Annotated in this window: 19 protein-coding genes; 18 read left to right on the top strand and 1 reads right to left on the bottom strand. The window is 36.4% G+C overall.

The genetic code is table 11. The features are described 5' to 3' along the window. Window positions 1–63: 63 nt before the first annotated feature. Window positions 64–537, bottom strand: coding sequence for an N-acetyltransferase (locus BCELL_RS12915; RefSeq protein WP_013489196.1), 474 nt, complete (start codon window positions 535–537; stop codon window positions 64–66). Window positions 538–694: 157 nt separating this feature from the next. Here BCELL_RS12915 and BCELL_RS12910 point away from each other — a divergent pair, with 157 nt between their 5' ends. The 18 genes from BCELL_RS12910 (at window position 695) to BCELL_RS12825 (ending at window position 20,678) form a co-directional block, all read left to right on the top strand. Next, the gene (locus tag BCELL_RS12910; protein ID WP_013489195.1) at window positions 695–1,573 is read left to right on the top strand and encodes a 2-dehydropantoate 2-reductase; all 879 of its coding nucleotides are present in this window, start codon (window positions 695–697) and stop codon (window positions 1,571–1,573) included. Window position 1,574: 1 nt separating this feature from the next. Then, window positions 1,575–1,985, top strand: a complete 411-nt coding sequence (locus tag BCELL_RS12905; protein ID WP_013489194.1) for a DUF3397 domain-containing protein — start codon at window positions 1,575–1,577, stop codon at window positions 1,983–1,985. A 101-nt stretch (window positions 1,986–2,086) separates the two neighbouring features. Next, window positions 2,087–3,712 carry a bacillithiol biosynthesis cysteine-adding enzyme BshC gene (bshC, locus tag BCELL_RS12900; RefSeq protein WP_013489193.1) on the top strand — a complete coding sequence of 542 codons (1,626 nt, stop codon included), beginning with the start codon at window positions 2,087–2,089 and terminating at the stop codon, window positions 3,710–3,712. 275 nt (window positions 3,713–3,987) lie between these two features. After that, a complete protein-coding gene (gene mraZ / locus BCELL_RS12895) occupies window positions 3,988–4,419 on the top strand; it encodes a division/cell wall cluster transcriptional repressor MraZ (RefSeq protein WP_013489192.1) in 432 nt (143 codons plus the stop codon). 46 nt (window positions 4,420–4,465) lie between these two features. Next, window positions 4,466–5,398, top strand: a complete 933-nt coding sequence (gene rsmH, locus BCELL_RS12890) for a 16S rRNA (cytosine(1402)-N(4))-methyltransferase RsmH (RefSeq protein ID WP_013489191.1) — start codon at window positions 4,466–4,468, stop codon at window positions 5,396–5,398. A gap of 14 nt (window positions 5,399–5,412) precedes the next feature. Continuing rightward, window positions 5,413–5,778, top strand: coding sequence for a cell division protein FtsL (gene ftsL, locus BCELL_RS12885; RefSeq protein WP_013489190.1), 366 nt, complete (start codon window positions 5,413–5,415; stop codon window positions 5,776–5,778). Between the two features lie 187 nt (window positions 5,779–5,965). Then, window positions 5,966–8,182 (top strand): penicillin-binding protein, encoded by a 2,217-nt coding sequence (locus tag BCELL_RS12880; RefSeq protein WP_013489189.1) that lies wholly within the window; start codon window positions 5,966–5,968, stop codon window positions 8,180–8,182. Between the two features lie 108 nt (window positions 8,183–8,290). After that, entirely contained in the window at window positions 8,291–10,228 is a 1,938-nt protein-coding gene (locus tag BCELL_RS12875) for a stage V sporulation protein D (RefSeq protein WP_013489188.1), read from the top strand. A gap of 48 nt (window positions 10,229–10,276) precedes the next feature. Beyond that, entirely contained in the window at window positions 10,277–11,752 is a 1,476-nt protein-coding gene (locus BCELL_RS12870) for a UDP-N-acetylmuramoyl-L-alanyl-D-glutamate--2,6-diaminopimelate ligase (RefSeq protein WP_013489187.1), read from the top strand. Continuing rightward, window positions 11,749–12,699, top strand: coding sequence for a Mur ligase family protein (locus BCELL_RS12865; RefSeq protein WP_013489186.1), 951 nt, complete (start codon window positions 11,749–11,751; stop codon window positions 12,697–12,699). Before BCELL_RS12870 ends, BCELL_RS12865 begins: the two co-directional genes overlap by 4 nt. A 178-nt stretch (window positions 12,700–12,877) precedes the next feature. After that, the gene (gene mraY, locus BCELL_RS12860) at window positions 12,878–13,852 is read left to right on the top strand and encodes a phospho-N-acetylmuramoyl-pentapeptide-transferase (protein ID WP_013489185.1); all 975 of its coding nucleotides are present in this window, start codon (window positions 12,878–12,880) and stop codon (window positions 13,850–13,852) included. After that, entirely contained in the window at window positions 13,853–15,208 is a 1,356-nt protein-coding gene (gene murD, locus BCELL_RS12855; protein ID WP_013489184.1) for a UDP-N-acetylmuramoyl-L-alanine--D-glutamate ligase, read from the top strand. Window positions 15,209–15,293: 85 nt separating this feature from the next. Beyond that, entirely contained in the window at window positions 15,294–16,391 is a 1,098-nt protein-coding gene (gene spoVE, locus BCELL_RS12850; RefSeq protein ID WP_013489183.1) for a stage V sporulation protein E, read from the top strand. Window positions 16,392–16,956: 565 nt separating this feature from the next. Further along, window positions 16,957–17,862 (top strand): UDP-N-acetylmuramate dehydrogenase, encoded by a 906-nt coding sequence (gene murB, locus BCELL_RS12845; RefSeq protein WP_013489182.1) that lies wholly within the window; start codon window positions 16,957–16,959, stop codon window positions 17,860–17,862. 287 nt (window positions 17,863–18,149) lie between these two features. Continuing rightward, a complete protein-coding gene (locus BCELL_RS12840; protein WP_013489181.1) occupies window positions 18,150–18,926 on the top strand; it encodes a cell division protein FtsQ/DivIB in 777 nt (258 codons plus the stop codon). Further along, entirely contained in the window at window positions 18,916–19,614 is a 699-nt protein-coding gene (locus BCELL_RS12835; protein WP_245547025.1) for a DUF881 domain-containing protein, read from the top strand. Before BCELL_RS12840 ends, BCELL_RS12835 begins: the two co-directional genes overlap by 11 nt. Before the next feature lie 6 nt (window positions 19,615–19,620). Continuing rightward, window positions 19,621–20,316, top strand: coding sequence for a DUF881 domain-containing protein (locus BCELL_RS12830; RefSeq protein ID WP_013489179.1), 696 nt, complete (start codon window positions 19,621–19,623; stop codon window positions 20,314–20,316). Window positions 20,317–20,321: 5 nt separating this feature from the next. Next, window positions 20,322–20,678: a small basic family protein gene (locus BCELL_RS12825; protein WP_013489178.1), complete on the top strand. Its 357-nt coding sequence runs from the start codon at window positions 20,322–20,324 to the stop codon at window positions 20,676–20,678. Window positions 20,679–20,708 lie beyond the last annotated feature (30 nt).

Below are 20,708 nucleotides of genomic sequence, written 5' to 3'. Positions count from 1 at the left end.
TTGACCTACAAGGTATTCATTTTCGTATAAAAAGGTAAAAATTCGACCTTTGAGTCACCATCTTCATTTTTGTTCAGAAACGCCTTTAGGAAACCAAACGTATGGGTTTTCACCACGATCACGATCAGATTGATAAGTAAGCGCCTCAAAGCCGAGTTTTTTCCAATAATCGTCAGATCGTTGTCGAGCATTTGTTTTTATCGGTAAACCAAAATTTTTTGCGTAATCTACTAAGCTTCTTCCAATACCCTTTCCTTGATAGCCAGGTAACACTTCTAATTTCCATAATTCATAGTAATCTTGTGGAGGTTCAAAATATCTGTCAAACTTTTTGTCTATTTTATATAAGCTCATTCTGCCAACGAGTTTTTTTCCGAAGTAAACACCATAAAACGGAGACTCGCTATCATTTTCAATAATGTTTGCTTCTAAATCTTCCTTCATCGATAACTCTTGTAGTCCGTATTCTCGAAAATTCTCAAATTCTTCTAGTGTTTTAAAGTTTATGTGCAACCTTACTACTTCGTGTGTATCCATTATAGATTCCCCCTTGAAGTTATAAGCGTTTTCAATAACTCATACTCAATTATAATTTATAAGTTATTGAAAATAAAAGATTTTTATTCAAAATAAAGCAAATCTTCCACTATATGCTAAAATAAAGAAGACTATAGTCCTGAATGGAGGCAATAACATGAAAGTGGTTGTGTTTGGTGGTGGTGCAATTGGACTATTATGTGCTGTCTACTTTTCTAAAAGTGGATATGATGTCACATTAGTTACTAGATCAGAAAAACAGAGAAAGATAATAATGGAAAATGGTATCACTTTAAATGAACCACCTTCTTATAAAGTGCGAGTCAATGTTGAATGTTTCGAAGAATACACAAATGTAGATCCTAACGACTTGTGGATTGTTGCGACGAAACAAAGTGGTATTCCTATTTTTCTGAAGAAATGGCAAGGTGTTAAAAGGTTACCTCCTATTATATTTCTGCAAAACGGGATGGGTCACCTCGACATGGCAAAAGAGAATTTGTCAACAGACATCTATGCTGGTGTAGTAACTCATGGTGCAATGAAGATAAATTCATATACTGTATCTCATACTGGAGTAGGTAAAATATCGATAGGAAGTATTACTGGAGGTTCATCTCCTTTTTGTGTTCTAAAAAGTGAAAAACAATTTCCAATCATCTATGTAGATAATATAATGTACTTAATAAAACAAAAGCTTTTAATCAACCTAGTCATTAACCCCCTTACTGCTATGTATAGTGTGAAAAATGGGGAGTTATTACAAGACAATTTCTCTCATAATGTAAAAAAGTTGTTTGACGAAGGAAGAACAATTCTTCAATTATGTGAAAATGAGTGGGAAACGGTTTTAGAGGTTATTAAAAATACTGCAAAAAATGAATCGTCGATGTATCGTGACATAAGAAATAATACTAAAACAGAAATTGAGTCGATTACAGGTTACTTATTAAAAGAGGCAGAAAAGTCAGGTGTACAAGTACCAATCATATCATTTGTTCATCATTCAATACTCGGTCTTGAGAGGAGGAGGTAAGGTGGGGGTTTTTAGTGATACACTAATATATGTTATCGCAACGCTTGTGACTGTACCGTTAATAGGTTTATATCTTGTATACATTGTAGCCGTAAAGTCGACACATAATAAACTTTTTGCAATAAAGCTAGCAGTAGATTGTACAGCACTGTTATTTATGATAGCTGTATACTTTATCATATTACAAATATGGGGTTTTGAACTTATTTGGTTATTCATTTTATTTGTGTTATTAACAGCAACATTTTTTACATATTTACATTGGAAGATGTACGAGGATATTCATATTGGAAAAATTATTAAAGGTGTGTGGCGTTTTCAATTTTTTGTGTTTTTCTTTTTATATTTTATATTGATGATATATGGGCTCATATCTGAAATAGTCACGAAAATTATTGTACAAGGAAATTGATGGAGCAAGTTTATTGGTGAGGGTATATATATCTGTTATAATGAAACGGAAATTATTTGAACATTGAACTCACCAAGCAGATGTGAAAGGTTGTATAAAAAATGAAAGTGGTTTGTGAAGAGCATGTAGAGCCTAAAACCTTTTTACAAAAATACATGAATGAAGATGCGACTATTATGGAGTACTTTGAGTATCCTTTGAACACAGATGGACTAATCGAAAGATACGAAGATGTTAATAAAAGATCATATGACCGCAGTGGATTAATAGAAGCACTTAAAAATTTTAACGCTCAATTTACGGATGATAAAGACACTTTTTCACAAATTGACCGGATCAAAATGGACAATTCTGTCGTTGTTGTCGGTGGTCAACAAGCTGGATTGCTTACTGGACCTATATATACAATCAATAAAATTATATCAATCATACATGAAGCTTCCGTGATCGAGAGGGAATTAAATGTCCCTGTTGTGCCAATCTTTTGGATTGCTGGAGAAGATCATGACATTGACGAAGTCAACCATACATATTTCCATCAAAGGTCAACAACGAGGAAGCTAGTACTAAAAGAACGTAATGATTTGAAAATACCAGTATCTAATAGACAAATTCGAATGGAAGAAGGAAAGCAATTAATAAACGAAGGGTTAAAATTCTTAAAAGAAACTCCCTATATTAAGAAATTATACGAATCATTAATGAATGACCTTAAAGAAGATGTCACTTACGTTGATTGGTTTGCTAAAATTATACACCGTATCTTTAAAGGTACAGGGCTAGTATTAATGGATGCAGCTGATATTAATATTAGAAAATTAGAGAAGCCGTATTTTAAGGAAATGTTAGAAAATAACGATGAGATTCGTTCATCCTTTTATGAAGTCGCTAAAAAGTTTAAAGATAGTGGATTCGGAGAACCGATTGAAATTGATAAAAGCAATGCCCATTTATTCGTTCACGATCAAGGTCAGCGTTTCTTGTTGGAAAAAGACGGCGCACATTTTCGGGAAAAAAACAGTGGGAGAAAGTGGATAATATCGGAATTGCTCGAAAAATTAGAGGGAAATCCGGACCACTTTAGTAATAATGTTGTTACACGGCCTGTCATGCAAGACAAATTATTACCAGTAATCTCGTTTGTTGCAGGACCTGGAGAACTAAAATATTGGGCGACATTAAAAAAAGTGTTTCATTCAAGTGGAATCACAATGCCTCTCGTTTATCCACGAGTACAAATCGCCTTTCTATCAAGGAGAACAGAGAAAAATTTAGCATGGATGAATAAGTCTCCTCATGATGTGACGATGAATGGTGTTGAGAGCGAGAAGATCGCTTGGAGAAAAGAGAATACCCCAATTGAAATATCGGATCCTTTTGATAAACTAAAAAAAGAAATGGAAAAAAGCTTAGACAATTTAGCTACAGAACTACAACCACTTGGTGATCTACAGTTTATTCATGAACGTCAAAGAGAGATCATTGCAAATGACCTTATACTTTATGAAAAAAGAATAAATAAGTATGTTGAAAATCATCAGATGTTTGCTTTAAAGAAGTTTGATGAAGTGGCGGTAGAAATAAAACCCGAAGGGAATTTACAAGAGCGATATTTGAATATTCTCCCTTTTTTAAATCAATACGGCCCAGATGCTATACTGGGGTTACTTAAAGATTTACATAAGGAAAAAACTTTAGTAGGAAAATTTCTATACGTATATTTATAAATGTATTGCGCTCCGACATTTTTTGTCGGAGCGTTTTTTGTTAATTAATCACGAAAGCAATAAAAACAATAGATAGACAAAAAATAACGTATTATAACGTGAAAATAGGTCATTATTGATGATAATCAGCATTAATCCCCTTTAAAAATCGAATAACAACTAAATAAGCCAATTTAACTCGATAGTTCTTTTTCATAAAAATTTAAATATAGAGTGGTGTAAAGTGGGGGAGTGTGGTAAATTAGTGTTAGAAAGTGGGGAGGGGGTGGATTTTAATGTTCATGGGTGAGTTTCATCATTCTATAGATGAAAAGGGTAGAATGATTGTTCCAGCTAAATTTCGTGAATCATTAGGATCCTCCTTCGTCGTCACCAGAGGAATGGATAAATGTTTATTTGTTTATCCAGAGGATGAATGGAAACAATTAGAACAGAAATTAAAAACACTCCCCTTTACTAAAAAAGATGCACGTGCATTTACACGTTTTTTCTTTTCTGGTGCAACTGAATGTGAATTGGACAAGCAGGGACGGGTGAATATAGCTTCCACACTGAGAAATTATGCTCAATTAACAAAAGAGTGTGTAGTGATTGGTGTATCCAATCGTGTGGAGATTTGGAGTAAAGCAATTTGGGAAGAATATTTTGCAGAGTCCGAAGAATCTTTTGCTGAAATAGCAGAAGGAATTGTTGATTTTGATTTATAAAAGTAATACCGCTTTCGTTTCTTCGGAAAAAAGGAGGATAACATCGATGTTTGAGCATGAGACCGTTTTGAAAGAAGAAACAGTAAAAGGATTAAATATCCATGAAGATGGTGTATATGTCGATTGTACTTTAGGAGGGGGAGGGCATAGTGAGAGAATCGCTTCTATGCTTGGCGCTAATGGAAAGCTTATTTCTTTTGACCAAGATGAAGTAGCCTTGTCTCATGCAAAAGAAAGATTAGCCCCTTTTCGGGATAAAATTATCTTTGTACATAGTAACTTTCAATACTTAAAGCAAGAGCTTACTCATTTAGGATATAGCTCTGTAGATGGGTTCGTTTTTGATTTAGGTGTTTCCTCACCACAATTTGATGAACCCGAGCGTGGCTTTAGTTATCGTTTTGATGCCCCACTTGATATGAGAATGGACCGAGGACAGTCATTAACTGCTTATGAAGTAGTTAATAATTGGCCATTTGAAGACATTATGAAAGTGATATCAAGGTATGGGGAGGAAAGGTTTGCTAAGCATATTGCTAGGAAAATTGAAAAGGCAAGGGAAGTTAGCCCTATTAAAACAACATTCGAATTAGTTGACATTATAAAAGATGCCATACCTGCTCCAGCAAGAAGAAAAGGTGGACATCCTGCTAAAAGAACTTTTCAGGCAATTAGAATAGCAGTTAATGATGAATTAAATGTGTTTGAGCAAGCTTTATACGATGCGATAGATATGACTACTGAAAAGGGGAGAATTGCAGTTATTACATTTCATTCCCTCGAAGATCGAATTTGTAAACATGTATTTAAAAATAAAAGTACACCTAAAGATTTACCGAGAGGTTTACCGGTAATACCCGAATCTCACAAACCAGAATTAATGCTCGTCAATAAAAAACCAATACTTGCTAGTGAAGAAGAGTTAGAAAACAATTCGAGAGCGCAATCTGCAAAGCTAAGAATTGCAGAAAAACAGTAAAAGGAGGAGAAAAAATGAGTCCACTCGTTCAGAGACAAACAGAGCCATTAACACACCCATCAATAAAACAACAACCAAGTAAACAAAAAGTTTTTAAAGGCGGTATTACAAAAGGGGAAAAGGTAATATTTTCCGCTGCAATTATTGCAGTCGTAATGGTGCTTTTTATGGTAATATCAAATTATGCTTCTATTTACATAACAAACCATCAAATACAGCAAACAGAACGAGGGATTCAACAGCAGGTGAATGCAAATGAAGCGCTAAATTTGCAAGTGATGGAATTGTCTGATCCAGAACGTATCTTATCCGAAGCGAAAGAGATGGGGATGGTTTTAGATCCAAATAATGTTAGGTACACGCATTCAAATAATCACTAAAAAATGATTGATATAGAATAGCAGATACTACAATTATGTTCTTCTTAAATACTGATGTTACCTCTATTCATCAGGTTTTTAAGAGAGGGTAAAATCAGCTATTAACTAATTGGGTGACTAAAAAGGTCAATTTTTACCTTTTTAGTCACCCTTTAAAATCTTGTGTGGAGTAGGGGGCATTGGTAGCGTGGAGCAAAAAAAGAACAACATTGTTACTAAGCGTGCAATTTTTATCCTGTTCCTCATTTTATTTGGTGCAGGTGTGATGTTTTCGAGGTTTGTATATATACAAGCTGCAAAGGAAGTTCAAGGATATGATATTGAAGAATTATTAGAGCAAAGGTGGAGCCAATCAAGAATAATAGAGGGAAAAAGAGGAGCTATCCTTGATAGAAATGGCGAAGTACTTGCAGAGGAAATACCTTCATATACTATTGAAGCTGTCATTCATGAACGTTATGAAAATAGAGTAACCGATGTTGAAAATACAGCGCTACAATTAAGTAACGTACTTGACATTGATGCGACAGTAATTGAGGATATACTAAATAGAGGGATTGAAAATGATCGTGTACAAGTGGAGCTTGGACCGCAAGCGAAGTTTTTAAGCTTTGAAAAAATGAGTGAAGTTGAAGCGTTACAATTACCTGGTATTCATTTTCGGGAGGAACCACGGCGCTACTATCCAAAGCAGACATTTGCTTCACATGTAATAGGATATACAGAAAGAGATATGTCCACTGCAAGGATGGGGTTAGAAAGTAGTTTACAAGATTACTTACAAGAAGAACATGGGCGAATTACTTACCAAAAAGACGGTAAAAACCGAAGATTAGTGAATACTAATGATGTGATAGAACCTCCAAAGAACGGAGACAACGTTTATCTAACAATAGACACAAAAATACAAATGGCCATTGAGCAGACGATGAACCAAGTAGATGAAGAATATAAACCGGAACGAATGATGGCAATCGTTGCCAATGCAAAAACGGGCGAAATATTAGGGATGTCTAATCGACCAAGCTTTAATCCGAACCAATATGAATCTATTACGAATTATACTAACTTTAATATTGCTTCTCGGTTTGAACCAGGTTCAACGATGAAAATCTTTACACTAGCTGCTTCAATCGAGGAAGGCGTGTATAACGGGGAAGAGTATTTCCAATCTGGTTCCTATCAAATAGGACCAGATAGAATCCATGATCATCAACGAAGTGGTTGGGGACAAATTACATTTGACGAAGGGTTTCAAAGGTCATCCAATGTAGCCTTTTCTATACTAGCGTTAGAAAAGCTTCAACCAGAAAGAGTGTATCATTATTTAGATGCTTTCGGTTTTTATGAGCCAACAGGCATTGATTTACCAGGAGAAATCTCAAGTGCAATTGCAAGAAACCAGCGGATAGATGCTGCTACTTCAGCATTTGGACAGGCAAGTGCGGTAACGCCAATACAGCAAGTACAAGCGGCGACTGCAATTGCAAATCATGGAGAGATGTTACAGCCTTATATTATCGATAAAATCGTATCTGCTGATGATGGTGCCATTATCGAAGAGTTTGAACCTGAAGTAATTGGTCAACCAATTTCAAGTGAAACAGCACAGGAAGTAATCAAGCATATGGAGGCAGTAGTTACTTCTGAAGTTGGTACTGGGAGACCATATGCAATTGAAGGATTTAGAGTTGCAGGAAAAACAGGGACTGCACAAATACTCCAGGATGATGGCGCGTATATGGACGGGCATGGAAATTTTATTTACTCCTTTTTAGGAATGGCACCAGCTGAAGACCCTGAAATCATCGTTTACGTAGCTGTAGAACGTCCAAAGATTGAAGAATATGAATCTGGTAGTTTACCTGTATCAACAATATTTAAGTCTGTTATGAACCAAAGTCTTCAATATATGAACATTGCCCCTTCAGAGCCGATAGGTAATGGGGACCACGATAATGAAGTAATATTGCATGATGTAGAAGGTATGTCTACATCTGAGGCACTATCGTTACTGGAGGATGAAGGATTTCAAGTTCAAATCATTGGAGATGGTAGTGAAGTCGTTAAGCAATACCCGACGGCAGGGCAAGAAATTTTAAGTGGAGAAAAAGTGTTACTATTGACAGATGGTGACTCCATTGTGATGCCAAATATGTCTCGATGGTCTATTAGGCACGTTTATGCGTTTTTACAAATGGCAGAGGTAGAAGCAGATATTGAAGGTCATGGTTTTGTCGAGGTTCAGTCACCGACACCTGGAACGGCGTTGTCAGATGTTAACAGCATTACCTTAAGCTTATATCCACCTGGGCAATATCAAGAAGAGGAAATAGAGTATGATGAAGAGGTAGAGGAACATTTAGAAGAGTCAGTTGATGTGGAAGAGAATTCTTCAGATTAAGGGATGCGGGTCAAGTTTCATAGAAAAATTGATGGACAGGGTTCTAACCTGTCCATTTTTTTCATATGTCTGAACCAAGCCATAGTGTTTAATCATGGGAGGTTCACGATGAAAAGAGTATCTAATGTTACAGTAAGAAAAAGACTTATTTTAGCTTTAAGTATCGGTTTAGTTGTATTTACAGTAATGATTATTCGACTAGGTTATGTTCAACTAGTAATGGGGAATGAAATATCTGATCGTGCAGAAGATTTGTGGAGCAGAAATATTCCGTTTGAAGCTAATCGTGGAGAAATATTAGATCGCCACGGCATTGCGCTCGCCACAAATATAAGCGCACCATCTGTTCTCGTTGTCCCACGTCAAGTATCAGATCCCGCAAATGTAGCTACACAATTATCAACCGTGTTGTCTATGGATCAACAAAAGGCATATGAGTTAGTAACGCAAAACTCATCCATTGTAAGGATAAATCCTGAAGGGAGAAAAATGAGCAACGAATTAGCGCAAGAGGTTAGAGATTTGAAGCTAGATGGTGTATATATTGCAGAAGATAATAAACGCCACTATCCTTTCGGCAAATACTTATCACACGTATTAGGTTTTGCTGGGATTGATAACCAAGGATTAACAGGGCTAGAAGCATATTATGATGAACAACTATCAGGTGAACAAGGACATGTTTCTTTTTATTCAGATGCGAAAGGGAGAAGAATGCCAAATTTAGCGGATGAGTATACACCTCCAATAGATGGCCAAGACTTAAAGTTAACAATAGATTCTAATATTCAAACGATAATCGAAAGAGAGTTAGATATCGCAGAAGCAACATATAATCCAGACGGTGCCATTGCAATTGCAATGGATCCAAATACCGGAGAGATTTTAGGCATGTCATCAAGACCTGACTATGACCCAGAACGCTTTAGAGAAGTACCACCAGAAATATATAACCAAAATAAGCCAGTATGGAGTCAATATGAGCCAGGTTCGACATTTAAGATTATTACGCTAGCTGCAGCTCTAGAAGAAGGAATAGTGGATTTAGATGAGGATGAATTTTTTGACCCGGGCTATGTTGAAGTGGCAGGTCAAAACATTCGTTGTTGGAAAAAAGGTGGTCATGGTTCACAAACATATTTAGAGGTAGTACAAAATTCTTGTAACCCTGGTTTTGTCGCTTTAGGTGAAGAGTTAGGGAAGGAAACGTTGTTTAAATATATCCATAGCTTTGGCTTTGGATCTGAGACTGGTATAGATCTACAAGGGGAAGGTACTGGAATATTGTTTGATATAGATGCTGTCGGTCCGCTTGAATTAGCTACTACTTCTTTTGGTCAAGGTGTCTCCGTTACACCTATTCAACAAGTTGCTGCTGTAGCGGCGGCCGTAAATGGAGGTAAGCTATTTCAGCCGTACTTAGCGAAAGAATGGCTAGACCATGAGACAGGAGAGGTCATTTCTAGGACTACACCAACAGTGAAGGAGAATATTATTTCTGAAGAAACTTCTGCTGAAATTCGTCGTGCTCTAGAGCACGTTGTTGCAAAAGGTTCTGGGCGAGGTGCTTATGTCGATGGGTATCGTGTCGGCGGGAAAACTGGAACAGCACAAAAGGCTCAAGGTGGAAGATATTTAGAGAATAATCATATTGTATCCTTTATTGGCTTTGCACCAGCGGATGATCCACAGATCGTTGTATATGTCGCCATTGATAACCCTAAAGAAGTGATGCAGTTTGGTGGAGTTGTTGCTGCACCAATTGTTGGCAATATTATGGAGGACGGTTTAAGAGCATTAGGTGTTGAAAAGAGAGATGGTCAAATCGAAAAAGAACTAAATTGGAACGATGAACCAATAGTAGAAGTTCCAGATCTCGTAGGACTATCGATGAGGGAAATCAATGAGGCGTATTATGAATTTCAACTCGATATTTCTGGAGAAGGTAAAGAAGTTGTAACACAATCTCCTCTGCCAGGAGAAAGAGTACGAGAAGGATCAAAAATTCGTATACTAATGGGTGACAAACAGGAAGAGGAACAGTAAAATGTAATTTGTATTGTAAAGTAATTGTGAAGTGAAAGAGGGATGTAAATGGTACAACTAAGATCTTTACTGAATAAGCTACCTTCTTACGAGATGGTAGGGGATAATAATATAGATCAATCGATTACTGATCTTCATATGGATTCAAGAGAAGTAACGCAAGGCAGTCTTTTCTTTTGTATTAGTGGCTATACCGTGGACGGACACGATTTTGCTACGCAAGCAATAGAAAAAGGGACCGTAGCTATCGTTGCTGAGAAGGATTTGAATGTAGCTGTTCCAGTAATAAAAGTGACTAGCTCTAAAAGAGCAATGGCAATAATCTCTTCCGCTTTTTACGATTATCCTTCATCAAAGTTACATTTAATAGGTGTTACAGGAACAAATGGAAAAACGACGACCACACATTTGATAGAAAAGATTCTTCGTGATGCTGAAAAAAATACTGGTATTATCGGAACAATGTATATGAAATATAAGGATAAGGAAGTTGCGGTAAACAATACGACACCGGAGTCTTTAGTGCTTCAAAAAGGTTTTTCGACTATGGTTCAAGAAGGTGTTAATGTTGTAACGATGGAGGTTTCTTCCCATGCACTTGAACTAGGGCGTGTTCATGGAACACATTTCAACGTTGCGGTTTTTACTAACCTATCTCAAGACCATCTAGATTTTCATGAGACGATGGAAAACTATGCGAGGGCAAAAGGATTACTATTTGCTCAACTCGGCAATCAATTTTCTGATAAATCACAACCAGTTGCGGTGTTAAACCGAGATGACGACACTTTTGACCTACTTGAAACGATGACAGCAGCACCGATCATATCTTATGGGATAAAAGGAAATGCAGACTTAAAAGCATCTAAAATACAGTTACATGAAGAAGGTACGAGTTTTAACATGTCCATTTCAAACGAATCATGTTCTGTTTCGATGAAAATGGCCGGCACTTTTTCTGTATATAATGCGCTTGCAGCAGCGGCAGCAGCCTATGTTAGTGGGATACCTTTACAAGCTATAGGTGAAAGCTTATCAAATATGGATGGTGTAGCTGGAAGATTTGAACGTGTAGAGCTTGAGGAAGATTTTCACGTGATTGTAGATTATGCGCATACCCCTGATAGCTTAAAAAACGTTTTAGAAACCATAAAAGAATTTGCCAAAGGAAAAGTAAGTGTTGTCGTTGGCTGTGGTGGGGACCGCGATAAAACTAAACGTCCTAAAATGGCGGCTATTGCTGAAGAATTATCGGATTTTGTTTATCTTACTTCCGATAATCCTAGATCCGAGGATCCTGTATCTATCTTAAAGGATATGGAATCTGGTATGAAGGGATCTAGCTATAAAGTCATTGTAGAGAGACGAGATGCAATTTATGAAGCTATTCGTCAGGCGAAGAAAGATGAAGTTATCTTAATTGCTGGAAAAGGACACGAAACATACCAGACGATTGGGAAGGAAAATCATTTTTTTGACGACAGGCTCGTTGCTAAAGAAGCTGTAGAGGAGTGTCAGAAGTGACAACAGCACAATTAGATTTTCACCTACTTAAAACGATAAGTAGTCATATTCATGGGGAGATTCCATTATCATTTGTAGCAAAGGGAATTGCGACAAATATCAATGATGTGAAGGAAGGTTTCATCTACCTTCCATTAGATTTAGAAAACGAAAACAATGGAATTACTGATCATCTTATGAAGGCTAAAGAACACGGGGCAGTAGCTTCTTTTATAAAAAAAGATCTAATAACCTCTAGCTTATCTCATAATCTTCCACTATTTGAAGTGGAAGATTATACATCTACAATAGAACAGCTTGCAAAGGAATATGTAGATGAAATTGACCCGACGGTTGTCGCGATTGTTGGAAAAAACAGTTCTTTTACTAAAGATCTTCTGGCCCATATTTTGAAAACGAACTACGCCGTTCACAAATCAGATCATTTAAGTAAGTATGAGGATCTTCACGTTTGTTTATCTGCATTGAAGATGGAACGCCATGCCAATGTTTTTATCTCTGAATACGATCTAAACAGTATTCATCACATAACTAAGCTTAGTCACCTTTTCCCACCAAACTATGGGATCATTACGGAGATTGGAAAAAGAGAGAAACTATCGGAAGAGGAAGTAAGAGCAGCATATATTTCGTTAGAAAGTGGAATGAGAGCGACTGCTAGTTTAGTGTTAGATGCCGATGATGAATTCCTTGTCCATCATCATGAATGGAAGGTAGATGTCGTTACTAGCGGCAGCACAAAGCACTGTCTTTTTCAAATAGACACATTAAAGGAAAATGGAGAGGAACTACATTTTTCATTAAAAGGAGTGTACATGCCTTTTGAAGTGCCAATCACGTGGAAACCATACTTAAAGTGTGTAATACATGCGATAGCAATTTCTGTACACTTAGGCTTATTAGCCGAGGAGATATATGATTCACTAAAATCTTTTCAATTTAAATAAAGAATTCGCACTCATTCAGTAAATATAATTTTAAATTTTTCTATCGTTTTATGAGGGTAATTTTATAGAAGTGGCATGAAAATATATGTTGGACGATAAAATGTATAACAGACTACTTTCGAAATGTTATCTTCATTACCTTAGAATGAGCCGTACATAGAAAGGAGTTCCGTAAAAAATGCTGGAACAAGGCCTATTATTCACTCTGATTTTATCGTTTCTTATCACTGTACTACTTTCCCCAATCTTCATTCCATTTTTAAGAAGGTTGAAATTTGGGCAAAGTATTCGTGATGAAGGACCACAATCACATCAAAAGAAAAGTGGTACACCAACAATGGGTGGGCTAATGATTTTATTAGCACTAATTGCTTCTTCCTTCATTATGGCTGGCCAGTTCCATTCCATTGATGTAGAAATTTGGTTGTTAATTTTTGTAACTTTTGGATTTGGGTTACTTGGCTTTTTAGACGATTTTATAAAGGTTGTTAAAAAAAGAAACTTAGGACTTACTTCAAAGCAAAAGTTTTTAGGTCAGGTTTTGATCTCGGCCATTGTCTATTTTGTATTAGTCCAAACGGGGTTGTCCACAGACATTGTTTTACCTGGCACAAATGTTGCATTTGATATCGGTTGGTTATATTTCCCATTAATTATTGTGATGCTAGTAGGTACATCGAATGCTGTTAACTTAACTGATGGACTTGATGGTTTAGTAGCCGGTACTACTGCAATAGCGTTTGGTGCTTTTGCCATTATCGCTTATTCACTATCTTTGTATACCGTTTCTTTATTCGCAGTGGCTGTCGTAGGGGCAGTATTAGGATTTTTAGTTTTTAACGCTCATCCAGCGAAAGTATTTATGGGAGACACAGGTTCGCTAGCTTTAGGTGGCGCTTTAGCGATGGTGGCTATCCTCACTAAAATGGAAATATTATTAGTTATAATTGGTGGAGTTTTTGTTATTGAGACACTGTCTGTCATTATCCAAGTTGCTGTTTTCAAAGTGACTCGGAAGCGAGTTTTTAAAATGAGTCCACTTCACCACCATTATGAACTCTCAGGCTGGAGCGAATGGCGGGTTGTGGTTACGTTTTGGTTAGTAGGCTTATTACTAGCAATTATAGGTGTTTATTTAGAGGTGTGGATGTAAATGAAAATGACAGCGAAATACAAAAACAAAAAGGTATTAGTATTAGGATTGGCTAAAAGTGGAACTGCAGCTGCAAAGCTTTTATTAGAACTTGAGGCTAATGTAATAGTAAATGACCAAAAACCACTGGAAGAAAATATCGCAGCACAAAGCTTACAGGATCTTGGAGCTGAGGTTGTTTGTGGATCACATCCACTAACGCTCATATCTGATGATCTTGATTATGTAGTTAAAAACCCAGGAATTCCATATACAAACCCATTAGTATCAGCTGCAATGGAAAAAGCAATACCAGTATTAACGGAAGTTGAACTTGCATATCATATTTGCGAAGCTGATATTATAGGAATTACTGGTTCTAACGGAAAAACGACGACAACAACTTATATATATGAAATGTTAAAAGGAAGCGAAAAAGATCCTTTACTCGCAGGTAATATCGGAGAAGTAGCCTGTGAGGTTGCTCAAAAAGCTACGGAGAAAAATGTTTTAGTAACAGAACTCTCGAGTTTTCAGTTGATGGGAATCGATGAGTTCAAGCCTAAGATATCATTATTGTTAAATTTAGTAGAAGCACATATAGATTACCACGGTACGATGGATGCATATGTACATGCAAAGGGGAATATTTTTAAGAATCAAACGAGTAATGATTATATTATTTATAACGCTGATGATAAAAAGGTAAGTAAGCTTGTGGAATTAGGACAAGCTACACTTATCCCTTTTTCAACGAAGGGCGAAATGAAACATGGTGCTTGTATTGAGAATGGCTATTTAACCGTATTTGGTAAACGTCTGTTACCGGTGGAGGAGATGTCTCTACCAGGTGAACATAATGTAGCTAATGGTCTCGCTGCAGCTGCAGCTGCGCATTTAGCTGGAGCTAGTGAAGAAAAAATTCGTCAAGTATTAAAATCGTTCTCAGGCGTCGCTCACCGTCTTCAATATGTAGACAAAATAAACGGTCGTACTTTTTATAATAATTCAAAAGCAACCAATGTACCAGCGACAATTACTGCTTTAAAAGCTTTTGAACAGCCTATCGTGTTAATTGCAGGAGGTTTAGATAGGGGCTTAAGCTTTGACGATCTCATTCCCTACTTTAAGAAAAAAGTGAAGTGTGTTGTCTCATATGGAGAAACTGCTCAGAAGCTAGTAGAAACGGCAAAAAAGGCAAATATTGAGCTCGTGCATTGTGAGAAAACGTTAGAAAATGCAGTAAAGAAGGCATATGTAAATTCTGAAGAAGGAGATATCATTTTACTCTCTCCTGCTTGTGCATCATGGGATCAATATCGAACGTTCGAAGAAAGAGGCGAACATTTTGTAAATGAGGTAAAAAAGTTTAGCTAATAGAGTCATGTTTGTCCAAAAAGTTAATAAACATAGGTAATAGAGAAATAAGATGTCATGTACGATGAAACCGAGGTGTTCTCTATTGCCGAAAAAAAAATTAGCTCCAGATATTTTATTAATTGCTGCAACCCTTAGCTTATTAGTCATTGGATTAATTATGGTTTATAGCGCTAGCGCCGTGATGGCCGAGCAAAACTTTAACGACTCGTTTTTCTTTTTAAAACGCCAGTTATTTTTTGCGATTTTAGGTGTCGTGGCAATGCTTTTTATGATGAACGTTGATTATTGGTCTTGGCGTAGCTTAACTAAAGTGATAATCATCGTCTGCTTTATTTTGCTCATCGTCGTCCTCATACCAGGTGTTGGACTCGTCCGTGGTGGTGCGAGGAGCTGGCTAGGAGTCGGTGCATTTTCCATTCAACCTTCCGAGTTTATGAAAATAGCGATGATCTTCTTTTTAGCGAAGTACTTATCGGAAAACCAAAAGTATGTCACAACGATTAAGCAAGGACTAGTTCCAACTCTAGGTTTAGTCATGGTTGCATTTGCTTTGATCATGCTTCAACCAGATTTAGGAACAGGTGCAGTTATGGTGCTTACAAGTGTCGTTATTATCTTTGTAGCTGGTGCCCAAATTAAGCATTTTGCTTTTCTTGGTATTCTAGGTTTGGTAGGTTTTGTTGGACTAATTATATCCGCACCTTACCGCTTACAAAGAATCACTTCCTTTTTAGATCCGTGGCAAGACCCATTAGGAAGTGGTTTTCAAATTATCCAATCACTTTATGCGATTGGACCTGGTGGATTTTTAGGCTTAGGATTAGGAGAGAGTAGACAGAAATATTTTTACTTACCAGAACCTCAAACTGATTTTATTTTTGCTATAGTTTCTGAAGAATTAGGTTTTGTTGGTGGAGCGTTCGTCTTGTGTTGCTTTGCTGTTTTACTATGGAGAGGCTTAAGGATTGCCTTATATGCACCCGATCTTTATGGAAGTCTCCTGGCAACTGGAATAATTGGTATGATAGCGATTCAAGTAATGATAAACATTGGTGTAGTCATTGGGTTAATGCCAGTTACTGGAATAACACTTCCGTTACTTAGTTATGGGGGGTCGTCCCTCACACTTATGCTAACGAGTATAGGGGTATTATTAAATATAAGTCGACATATGCGATAATAACTAAAAAAAGCGTTCAAAGGCGAGAGTGATCCTTTGAACGCTTTTTTGTGAAGGGTATTGTCGAGTTTCTGAAGTGGGAGATGATTAGGTTTAGTTCTTATTGCCCTTAAGTCATTTTAAAGTGGTGAAGGTAGATGGGCTGTCCGGATCTGCCCTTGAGGAAAGAAAAGAAGTAAAGGTAAGATGGCGAGCTGCCAGCCCAACTACCCTTAGCAAATTATAGAGTAACACAGTCAACCGAAATACTAATTTTTATGTCCTACTGAAAATGGTAACACAGTTTAAAATTTTTTTAATATAATACTATCATCGTGACATTAAGTATTTTTTACAACATTTTTTTCTTCATTTTTTTTCTATTCCTTGCTATTCTAGTGATTAAGACAACTTTTTTAAGTTATAATGAAGAAGTAATAAATAGTACTGTTTATTACTTTGTGAATTCATGTCAATCATAGTTAATGTGTGATGAACACTTCATCTGTTTCGAGTGAATATTATCTCAAAATGCTTATATAGTGTATGTAAATGAACTAATTTAATTTTACTATGGAGGTTTAACATGCAGCTTTTAAAGGAAAAACTAGAAGCTCTTCAAGTGGGGAAAATATTAATAAATGAACCACTAAAAAAACATACAACATGGAAAATAGGTGGGCCAGCTAGTATATTTATTGAGCCCTCATCAGTTGAAGCTCTTCAAATCGCGATAGAAGAGATTAAGAAGCAAGAAATACCTTGGTTTGTAATCGGGAGAGGGTCTAACTTGTTAGTTTCTGACGAAGGTATTACTGGTGTCGTCATTAAACTTGGAGAAGACTTAGCGAAGTTTCAGCAAAAGGATGATCGCATTAAAGTAGGAGCTGGATATTCATTAATAAAGCTATCAACTATGATGAGTAAAAAAGGTTATTCGGGATTAGAGTTTGCGAGTGGTATTCCAGGTAGTGTAGGTGGGGCAGTTTTTATGAATGCTGGCGCACATGGTTCTGATATATCAAATATATTAATAAAAGCACATGTTTTATTTTCTGATGGCACTTTTAAATGGCTAGAGAATAAAGAGATGGATTTTTCTTATCGTACCTCACGCCTTCAAAGCGATGAAGCAATTTGTGTTGAAGCAGAATTTCAATTAAAAGAAGGAGATAAAAAAGAAATTACGGCTGAGATGCAAAAAAATAAAGATTATCGTAGAGATACACAGCCTTGGAATTATCCTTGCTGCGGAAGTGTCTTTAGAAATCCATTACCACACCATGCAGGAAAGCTTATTGAAGAAGCTGGTTTAAAAGGATATTCTATAGGTGGCGCACAAATTTCAGAAATGCATGCTAACTTTATTGTAAATAAAGGTGATGCTACAGCGAATGATGTGTTAGAATTAATACAGTTTGCAAAAAATACCATTTATAATAAATTTGGTGTTAAAATGGAAACGGAAGTAGAGTTAGTTGGTAAGCGTTAAGATTAAATTCGATAGTTTTTGTTTTCTACCTAATGAAAAGAGGGGATATTAAGTTTTCTCTCATTCAAGGATGTTTCAAAAGGTAAAAAGCGACCTTTTGAAGCATCCTCTTTTGTCATAACGATGTCGATATTTGTAAAGGTGATACACCTTTATAAGTCTTTTATAGGGGGTAATTAGAACTATAAAACGGAACGGATAAACAGGCATTTTGTCTCTATTTGACGATTGTTATGAAATGTTATTTTATCTGTCGAATCCTTGCTATACAATGGAGGAAAGGAACAATGAGTAAAAAAAATGTCATTGAAATTGAAGAAAGAATTCCAACTTTAAAGGACCGTCGTAAGCAACGAGCAAATCGTAGAGTTATTTTCTATATTTCTTTGTTTTTTTTGCTAATGACAATTGTTGCATATTTTCAAACATCATATAGTCATGTAAAATCAGTAAATGTTGTTGGAAATGAAAATGTCTCAGAAGAATGGATCATACAACAATCTCGGCTATTAGAAGAAGTAAGTATGTGGAGGATAAATGCTCAATCAGTAGAAGAAACTATTCTTGAAAGACCTGAAATCGCGAAAGTTGAACTAAATAGAGAGTGGCCTAACAGTATTGCTATTGCAGTAGAAGAATACAATCGGGTTGGGTACGTAGCGTATGATGGATTGTATTATCCCTTGCTTGAAACGGGACAAGTATTAAATAATGATGGCACACAAAATCCAATAGACGGACCGATTTTAACTGGTATGAACAGTGAAGAGCATACTATGGAACTTGCAGAGGAGCTAGTAAATATTTCTCAATCGTTAAGGCTTAGAATATCTGAAATTCTACTTTCTCCTACAGAACAAGACCCATTGCGCTTAATTATTTATATGAATGATGGGTTTGAAGTTCACTCAACTATTAGGCGTTTTGCAGAGAGAATTAGTCCTTATCCTTCTGTTGTTGAGCAATTAGATCCAAACGTAGAAGGCATTGTTCATATGCGAGTTAACCCGTATTTTGAACGGTTTGATATGGAGGAGGAAGAAGAAGTTGAGAGTGAAGGGTAGCCACGTTATTTTTTCTCTAGTCCTATTAGTTACAGGTTTTATTTTGGCGATAAGTTATCAGTTTACGAGTGAACAAGGCAGATCTCCTGATCAAATAACGAACTCACAGTGGCGAGTAGAAGACGACCTTCGGAATGAAGTATTAATGGAACAAACGATAAATCGAAACTTGGCTGAAGAACTTCGAGATGTTCAAAATCAAATTAATGAAGTAGAAGAGGAAATAGCCAATCAACAAAGACGTTATTTTAACTTAGTAGAAGACCTAGAGAAATTGCGTTTAGTTACTGGTGCAGTCCAAGTGCAAGGCGAGGGAATAAGCGTTACGCTAACAGATGCTGATTATGTGACTGAAGGAGAAAATCCAAACAATTATATTGTACATGAGCAGCATATTCAAAAGCTGATTGATGAGCTCTTAGTTACTGGTGCTGAAGCTATCGCTATTAATGGTCATCGTATTAATCACCGTTCATATATACAGTGTATTGGACCTGTGATTGAAATTGATGGACAAGTATCCTATGCACCATTTGAGATTACAGCCATTGGAAATAGTAATACATTAAATAGTGCTATTAATATGGTTGGTGGAGTTGTAGATCAATTATTAAGTGATAACATAGAGGTTCGTATCGAAAAAAGAAATGACATTGTACTAGACCCTTATTTTTCAGAAAGAGGGTGATGTATCTTGAAAGATAAAATGATTATATTCACATGTGTTACAATCATTATTGGTTTTATGGTTGCTATACAATTTCAGACTACGAAAGAGCCTGAAGTCAGGGATACAAGAAGTACGCTAGAGCTTCGACAAGCCTTAACGGTTGAAAAAGAGAGGCAAAAAGAGTTAAATGAAGCATTAGAAAGTCAACTCGAATTATTATACCAACTACAGCAAACGGAAGATGTTGAACCTGTAATGGTCGAAGCTATAGAAGAACTGAGGGAACGTGCTGGCCTAACGAAAGTCAGTGGGCAAGGGGTTATTATAGATGTAACACCATATTTTGATGAGTTTTATGAAGGTGGACCTATACGTTCTGTTCCCCCATATTTATTGCGTATGCTCGTCAATGAATTAAATATAAATGGGGCGAAGGAAATTGCAATATCTAATGAAAGAATTGTTTCTACTACCGCTATCCGTGAAGCTAATGGCGTAACGCTAATAAATAGTAGTAGGGTAACAGAGTTCCCTTTAAAAGTTCGAGTTCTTACCGATGATCCAGAAGGTTTGCATCATGCAATTATGTCATCGCAATCTAGAGAATTTTTCTCTTATGAAAATCTATCAATTGCTTCTACACCAATTAATTTCGTTGAACTCCCAGCTTATGATAGGTCACTGAGGGTAAGACATATGGAAGCTGTAAAGGAGGATTAATAGGCATGTGGTTACCTATTTTAGGGCTTCTTATTGGTATCCTTTTAGGGCTTTATACGGAGTTCCGCATCCCTGATGAATATTCAAGTTACCTCTCTATAGCTATATTAGCAGCTCTTGATACATTATTTGGTGGTATAAGAGCACATTTGGAGAGGGTCTTTGAAGAAAAGGTATTTTTAACGGGATTTTTTACCAATATCATTTTAGCAGCGGGTTTAGCTTTTCTAGGCGTCCATCTTGGTGTAGACTTATACTTAGCTGCAGTTTTTGCTTTTGGTGTGAGGTTATTTCATAATATCGCCATGATAAGACGAATTTTATTAGAAAAGTGGATGAAAAAAAGAAAAGAAAAGAATTGATGTTTTCATTTATTGATTTTCTACTTTTTA

Source organism: Evansella cellulosilytica DSM 2522 (genome assembly GCF_000177235.2).
GTDB lineage: Bacteria > Bacillota > Bacilli > Bacillales > Salisediminibacteriaceae > Evansella > Evansella cellulosilytica.
This window is presented reverse-complemented; position numbering and strand designations above follow the sequence as displayed.